The 5,612-nt window shown below is 70.1% G+C and carries 6 protein-coding genes and 2 pseudogenes; 5 read left to right on the top strand and 3 right to left on the bottom strand.

Features of this window, described 5'->3' with window-relative positions; all coding sequences use genetic code 11:
• Positions 1-15: 15 nt before the first annotated feature.
• The 3 genes from Sri02f_RS42375 to Sri02f_RS40735 form a co-directional block, all read right to left on the bottom strand.
• Positions 16-174: a M48 family metalloprotease gene (locus tag Sri02f_RS42375; protein WP_281261931.1), complete on the bottom strand. Its 159-nt coding sequence runs from the start codon at positions 172-174 to the stop codon at positions 16-18.
• 173 nt (positions 175-347) lie between these two features.
• Positions 348-557, bottom strand: a complete 210-nt coding sequence (locus Sri02f_RS42370; protein WP_167467720.1) for a hypothetical protein — start codon at positions 555-557, stop codon at positions 348-350.
• Between the two features lie 4 nt (positions 558-561).
• Positions 562-987: a BlaI/MecI/CopY family transcriptional regulator gene (locus tag Sri02f_RS40735; protein WP_109006313.1), complete on the bottom strand. Its 426-nt coding sequence runs from the start codon at positions 985-987 to the stop codon at positions 562-564.
• A gap of 25 nt (positions 988-1,012) precedes the next feature.
• Here Sri02f_RS40735 and Sri02f_RS40730 point away from each other — a divergent pair.
• The 5 genes and pseudogenes from Sri02f_RS40730 to Sri02f_RS40715 form a co-directional block, all read left to right on the top strand.
• A pseudogene (locus Sri02f_RS40730) lies at positions 1,013-1,573 on the top strand (serine hydrolase); the annotation flags it as partial.
• A 96-nt stretch (positions 1,574-1,669) separates the two neighbouring features.
• Positions 1,670-1,969: a hypothetical protein gene (locus Sri02f_RS41575; RefSeq protein ID WP_159106900.1), complete on the top strand. Its 300-nt coding sequence runs from the start codon at positions 1,670-1,672 to the stop codon at positions 1,967-1,969.
• Positions 1,970-2,263: 294 nt separating this feature from the next.
• On the top strand, positions 2,264-3,235 hold the full coding sequence (locus Sri02f_RS40725) for a hypothetical protein (protein ID WP_245971040.1): 972 nt from the start codon (positions 2,264-2,266) through the stop codon (positions 3,233-3,235).
• 46 nt (positions 3,236-3,281) lie between these two features.
• Positions 3,282-3,719, top strand: coding sequence for a GtrA family protein (locus Sri02f_RS40720; protein WP_245971039.1), 438 nt, complete (start codon positions 3,282-3,284; stop codon positions 3,717-3,719).
• A 609-nt stretch (positions 3,720-4,328) separates the two neighbouring features.
• Positions 4,329-5,545, top strand: a pseudogene (locus Sri02f_RS40715) (IS110 family RNA-guided transposase).
• The last annotated feature ends 67 nt before the right edge of the window (positions 5,546-5,612 follow it).

Genomic DNA, 5,612 nt, shown 5'->3' with positions numbered 1-5,612 from the left:
TGAACGGCGTTGGATCTAGAAGAGGTGATGGCGGCAGCGCAGGTGAGCCCGCTCGTGCGCGAGGAGGGCCTCGCGCTCTCGGTCGGTGAGACAGCGCAGCATTGCCCAGGAGACCACGATCCGGCCCGGCGACCCGGGCGACGCGAAGGCCATCGGGACGTCGTCGTCGACCACGACCGGCTCCGTCCCTCCGGCAGCCGCGCGCGCTCCCGCCGCGCCCGGACGAAGAGGCGGGCCTGCCGCACGGCGGCCACACCCAGCGAGACGACGCCCACGGCCAGCAGGAGGGCGCTGCCTTCCGCGACGACGAGGTAGACCGGATCCCCGGCTTGCAGGGCGGCCACCGATCAGCGGCCCTCCTCCGCGGCTTCCGGAATCTGTGCCACGCCGGTGAAGGCGAGCGAGGCGAGTGCCCCCGACCAACCGATCGCCGTCACGAGCGCGGCACAGGTCAGGGCCCAGGCAGCGCGGCGCGGGGGTGGCACGTGCGCCAGTCGGGGCGCGAGTACGGCGAGCACAGCCGCGACTGCGAAGGGGACGCAGACACTGATCAGCACGGCTTTACGCCCTCCCTGCCGAGCGATCATCTCCGGTGCGAGCGTCGTGCTCGGACAGGAGCCGATGCAGCACGTGCTCGTCCTGCTCGGACAGTTCCGAGACGAAGCGTGCCAGGACCGCCTCGCGGTCGGAGCCACCCTCAAGCAGCGACCGCATGCGCTGGGCGGTGTGCGACGGCTCGTCCCGCACCGGCTCGTACGCGTAGCCGCGGCCCTCACGGTGCCGGACGAGCATCTCCTTGTCGTACAGCCGGGACAGGATGGTCAGGACGGTCGTGTAGGCCAGGTCGCCCGGCAACGCCTCCCGGACCTGGCCGGCGGTCAGCGGGCCGTCGGCGCTCCAGAGCGCGGCGAGCACATCGCTCTCCAGTTCGCCGCGGGCCCGCCTGCCGGACGGCTCGCGGGCGCCGCCGCCCTCTCGCTCCTCCACCGGATGCCTCCGTTCGCCGACCGTAGAGGCTCAGGACGCGGGCCGGCACCTCACCCCCCATGAACGCTCGCTGGCCGAACCGATGATCCGCAACAGCGACAACGCGGCAGCGAACCTCCTGTGGCGCGAAATCGGCCAGGCACCTGGCCTGGAGGCGGCCAACAAACGTCTGGGACTGACCTCGACCAAGGGTGGTCACGGCAGGAAGTGGGGGCTGACGCGGACGACGGCGAGTGACCAGATCAGGCTCCTGCACTCCGTGTTCGACGGCGCTGCGACGTCGAAGACCGGCTCCCCGCTGAACGAAGAGTCCCGGACCTACATCCAAATCCTGATGAGCCGTATCGCGAGCGATCAGGCATGGGGCGTCTCGACAGCCTCCGGCGCCGAGTACGCATTGAAGAACGACTGGCTGCAGCGCGCCACCTCCGGACTCTGGGACGTCAACAGCGTCGGCCGGATCACGGTGGACGGACACCACTACCTCGTCACCGTGCTGTCGGACGGCAGCGCGTCGATGAGCGACGGCATCTCACTGGTGGAGCGGGCGGCCCGGCAGGCCGTGACCGCGACCGCCCGGACCTGACGGGCAGGCCCGTCCTCACCTGTCCGCACGCATCACGCCCGACTCGGTCGCCGACTGGGATCAACGCCCTCCTGTGCACAGCTTCAGAGTCCGGTCATGAGCGACCTCGCACCCCCGGCCGCAGAGCTTCTGCACCGAAAACTGGTGCTCCAGTTCCAGGAGAGCCGGCGCACCTTCGCGGGCTACCGCGACACCTTCACCTTCCTGCTCGGCTTCGCAGGGCGGCGAACCGGCCGGCGGCCGACCCGCTTGAGCATCTCCGACCTGGACGCACCGACGATCGGTGCGTTCTTCCAGCACCTCGAAACAGTCCGCGGCGACCCGCCACATCCGTCTCGCCGCGATGCAATCGTTCCTGCGCTACGAGGCCTACGGGCACCCGGACACGCGGCGTGATCCAGCGGGGCCCGAACGCTTCGACCGGGCCATCGTCAACTCGCGGCACCGGACCGCAGCGCCCGAACCGGACGCTGCCACCACGCCTGCTCCCATAATCTGCTGCGAATACTGCCAAACAATGAGTTAATGGCTGAAATCGATCAAAAGAGCCTTCGGGCTTGTCATTCCCCAGCCCAGCCCCTGATTGCGGCGTCTCTCGCCAGAACCGGGGCCGCTCCGTCAGGCGCACAGGGCCGTGGGTCTCGCGCCGGGGGCCCGGCGCACCTTCCGGGAAAGGAGGGGGACTGATTGATGCGTGACTTCGGACAGCCGGCATCACCGGTCGGTCGCCGGACGGTACTGCTGGCGGCGGGTGGAATGGCATTCGGCGCCGCAGGCTGTTCCAGTGACCACCCTCATGCCACCGCAGCGGAAAGCCCCGCAAGCCCGTCGGGACTCCCGCGCGCCACGCCGTGGCATCCCAGCCCTGATGATGTCGATCCGCAGGTCAAGCTGCGCGCCGTACAGCTCATCGAGGCTCTCGGCAACTGGCGCACCGGGGAGCAGGGGGTGGCCGCGGCCCAGCGCCGGGTATCCGCCCTCGGGCTGGGTCCGGGCCTCGTGGGACAGGCGGGGCCGCTGCTGGCCTCGGCCGAAGAGGCCGTGGTGCGGGTGGTGGACGCCCAGTACGGCGGCATCCTGACGGACGCGGCCAGCGTGCTGGTGGTCTGCCGGCAATGGACCCGCCAGGCAGGCGCGGTCACTGCGGGTGGGGCCACCATGGACGTACGGCTGAGCCGGGCCCGTCCGCGGTGGGCGGTCACCGCCCTGCATCCGGCCCGCCCGGGTCCGGCGGTCTCGTCCCTGCCCCCAGCCGCACGCAAGGTGCTGGACGACCCGCATGTCGGTCTGCCGCCGGCCGCACGTGCCGACGTGCGCAGCGGGCACATCCACACCAGTGTCCTGGAGGCGTTGCTGCGACTGGCGGACACGTACCGGATGAACCTGAGCGTGATCCGCTCGGGCCATCCGCTGAACGTCTTCGGCACGGCCCGCCCCAGCGACCACCCGCGCGGCCGGGCGTTCGATGTCTGGCAGATCAATGGCCGCCCCGTGGTCGACTCGGCCACCCCCCGCCGTCTGATCGAGTCGTTCATGCGGGATGCTGCGATGGCCGGCTCCTACAACGTGGGTGGACCGGTACTGCCGAGCGGTGCCGGCGCAGGCCGGTTCTTCAGCGACCCGACCCATCACGATCATGTTCACGTCGGATTCCGCTCCTGATCGGCCGCCGGGCACCCGACCGCGTCGCCCCCTGACGGGCGAGATCATGAGGTTCGCGGCGGTCGGGGGGCTCGGTGTGTTGGTGAACTTCGCGGTGTTCAACCTGTGCCGCGCGGTCACGACATTGCCTGTGGTGCGGTGCAGCGTGATCAGCACCAGCGTGGCGGTTCTCGTCAACTACCTGGGCTACCGCTACTTCGCCTACCGCGACCGGGACAAGCGCCGGCCCGCCCGCGAGTTCACCCTGTTCGTCGTGTTCAGCATCATCGGCCTGGTCATCGAGAACGGCGTGCTGTACGCGGCGACCTACCGGTTCGGCTGGGACACCGCTCTCCAGAGCAACCTGTTCAAGGCCATCGGCCTGGCGGCCGCAACCGGCTTCCGCTTCTGGGTGTACCGCACCTGGGTGTTCAGGCGGCACGGCTCCAGCCACCCATCCGAACCCTCTCCCCCGCAAAGCGATTTCGAGAAGACCCGCCCGTGACGTAAGGGACCCCGACCGCTCAGCGATCACGACGTGACGGCCGCGGGAGCGCCGAACGGCGGACGAGCACCCCCAGGACCGTCCCGGTGCCATAGGTAGCCATCCGGTGAGCAGGCGGTAGCCGACGACCGCCGAGATCGCCGTCTGCCCCGGTGCTCCGACGGCCGTGAGCGCGAAGACGAGCGCGGCGTCCAGCGTCGTGGCCGTCCTGTCCGTGACGGTGCCCTGCCTCGCGCCGGCTCCGTTCTCCGACAGCGGTGAGGGGGCCGCAACCGACACGGCCGTCCCTACTCCTGCTCATCGCCGCCGTTCTGCTGTCTTCCACGCCGTGGCCACCACCCGCCAGCCCCGTTATGTTTTCCGCGGTTCCGCAACGGGGCCGCTGGCCTCCGGGCCCGGCATGACTGTTGCCCCCTGTCGAACGGATGACCTGGGGGGTGGTGTCACCGGGCCCGGGAGGTGCCGTCGGAGACACTGATGAGAGGTCCGGCCACCGCCCGGTCCGGCGCACTGCCGGACAGCTCGCGAGCGGCAGGTCTGCATAACGTGGATGCGCGCGTACGACACCGAAGCCGAGGCCGGCACCGTCAACACCCTGGGAAAGGCGCGATGTTCGACACCGAAGACGTGGGCGTGTTCCTCGGCCTGGACGTCGGCAAGAGCAGCCATCACGGCCACGGGCTGACCCCGGCCGGGAAGAAGGTCTTCGACAAGCAACTGCCGAACAGCGAGCCAAAACTGCGGGCCGTCTTCGACAAGCTGACCGCGAAGTTCGGCACCGTGCTGGTGATCGTGGACCAGCCCGCCTCCATCGGCGCCCTCCCGCTGACCGTCGCCCGTGACGCGGGCTGCCAGGTCGCCTACCTGCCCGGACTCGCCATGCGCCGGATCGCCGACCTCTACCCGGGCGAGGCCAAGACCGACGCCAAGGACGCCGCGGTCATCGCCGACGCGCCCGCACCATGCCGCACACCCTGCGCTCGCTGGAACTGACCGACGAGATCACCGCCGAGCTGACCGTGCTCGTCGGCTTCGACCAGGACCTCGCCGCCGAGGCCACCCGCACGTCCAACCGGATACGCGGCCTGCTCACCCAGTTCCACCCCAGCCTCGAACGCGTCCTCGGCCCTCGCCTGGACCACCAGGCCGTCACCTGGCTCCTGGAGCGCTACGGCTCCCCGGCCGCCCTGCGCAAGGCCGGCCGTCGCAGACTCGTGGAACTGATCCGGCCCAAGGCGCCGCGCATGGCCCAGCGGCTGATCGACGACGTCTTCGACGCGCTCGACGAACAGACCGTCGTCGTGCCCGGCACCGGCACCCTCGACATCGTCGTGCCCTCCCTGGCCGCCTCGCTCGCCGCCGTCCACACCCAGCGCCGGGCCCTGGAAGCCCAGATCAACGCCCTGCTGGAGGCCCACCCTCTTTCCCCGGTCCTGACGTCGATGCCCGGCGTCGGCGTCAGGACCGCCGCCGTCCTGCTGGTCACCGTCGGCGACGGCACCAGCTTCCCCACCGCCGCCCACCTCGCCTCCTACGCCGGCCTGGCCCCGGCCACGAAGTCGTCCGGAACCTCGATCCACGGCGAACACGCACCCCGAGGCGGAAACCGTCAGCTCAAACGGGCAATGTTCCTCTCCGCCTTCGCCTGCATGAACGCCGACCCCGCCTCCCGCACCTACTACGACAAGCAACGAGCCCGCGGCAAAACCCACACCCAGGCCCTCCTCCGCCTGGCCCGCCAACGCATCAGCGTCCTGTTCGCCATGCTCCGAGACGGCACCTTCTACGAACCCCGCATCCCTGAGGACGTCGAACTCGCCGCATGACCCCCACAAGTCACACCACCCCAAACCGAACCTGGGTGCCTTGACGAAAGACATAGAGGCACCCCCC

The sequence above is a fragment of the Streptomyces rishiriensis genome, assembly GCF_003112535.1.
Taxonomy (GTDB): Bacteria; Actinomycetota; Actinomycetes; order Streptomycetales; family Streptomycetaceae; genus Streptomyces; species Streptomyces rishiriensis.
The sequence above is the reverse complement of the archived record's forward strand: the minus strand, read 5'-3'. Positions and strand labels throughout refer to the sequence as shown.